This window comes from Caldovatus aquaticus, from assembly GCF_019458025.1.
In the GTDB taxonomy this organism is placed as follows: Bacteria; Pseudomonadota; Alphaproteobacteria; order Acetobacterales; family Acetobacteraceae; genus Caldovatus; species Caldovatus aquaticus.
Genome location: NZ_JAHZUY010000128.1, coordinates 1 through 1,195, shown reverse-complemented (window position 1 = coordinate 1,195; position 1,195 = coordinate 1). Strand labels below are relative to the sequence as shown.

1 protein-coding gene is annotated in these 1,195 nt (G+C 71.3%); it reads right to left on the bottom strand.

Translation table 11 applies throughout. From position 1 onward, the window contains the following. Positions 1-51: 51 nt before the first annotated feature. Positions 52-1,118 (bottom strand): IS630 family transposase gene (locus K1J50_RS18770; RefSeq protein WP_220119270.1). Its coding sequence is split into 2 segments (ribosomal slippage): positions 52-633 and positions 636-1,118, totalling 1,065 coding nucleotides; the frame shifts between segments, so codons are not numbered across the junction. Positions 1,119-1,195: the final 77 nt, after the last annotated feature.

Below are 1,195 nucleotides of genomic sequence, written 5' to 3'. Positions count from 1 at the left end.
CGCCGCCGGCGGCCTCCATCCGGACCTAGCCCGCAATACCAACCAAGCGCACTATGGATTGACCTTTCGTGCCCCCTCGAAGTCGGCGAGCGGTCGGATCCGTCCGGCCTCGGCGATGAGGTTGTTCCAGGCGGCACGGCAGGCCTCGATGACGGCCCGCGTGCCGGGGAGCGGCCGCCCCGCCAGGTAGCGGTCGCGCAGATACTGCCGGACCTTCTCGATGGCGTTCAGCTCGGGCGAGTAGGGCGGCAGGCGGACGAGCGTGATATTCGGCGGCACCCGAAGGTCGTGCGCGGTGTGCCAGCCGGCGTTGCCGATCAGCATCGCCGCGTGTGTGCCGGCCGGCAGTTGCGCGGCGACCTCCTCGAGCAGCAGGTTCATCGCCGCGACCGAGACGTGGGTCAGCACCGGCGCGGCGCCGGTGTCGCGGGCGGGGCAGACCGCGCCGAAGATGCAGGCCGAGCGGCAGCGCTGACCCTTGACCATCCTCGGCCGCATGCCGCGCTGGAACCGGCGGCGGACCATGCGGCCCTTCTGGCCTACGCGGGCCTCGTCCTGGAACCAGACCTCGATGCGCTCGGCCTCGGGGTGGTCGGCCGCGATCTGCGACAGCGCGGCGGCGAAGCCCTTTTTTCGAATGCCTCCCGGGCGGCGCGGTCCGTCTCGGCGTGCCGCGGCCGCGGTGTCTGCCAGGACAGGTCGAGGTCGTGCATCAGCCGTCCCATGCCGGTCTCGCTGTAGGTCACGCCGAAGCGCTCCCGCACGATCCGGCACAGGTCCACCAGCCGCCAGGTCGAGACCCCATCCCTCTCCGGGTCCGGCCCCTGCAGCACGATCGCCTTCAGCGTCGCCTGTTGGCCCTCCGCCAGCCTGCAGGGGCGGCCATCGCCCCAATGGTCCGACAGCCCGGCCGGGCCGCCACGGTTGTAACGGATTACCCAGTCCCGCAGCGTCTGCCGGTCCATCCCCGCAATGCGCGCCGCAGCCTCCCGGCTCATGCCGCCCAGCGCCGCGGCAATCGCCAGCACGCGCCGCAACACACGCGGGTCGTCCTCGGTCTTGGCCAGCCGCCGAAGTTCACCCGGCGGCACATCCTCCCGGATCATCAGCGCCCGCATGGTCCGCTCCACGCCGATGAATCACGAACGCCCGCGTCGGCTCAACCCCAAAAGTCAGAACTTTGCGCGCCGGGTAT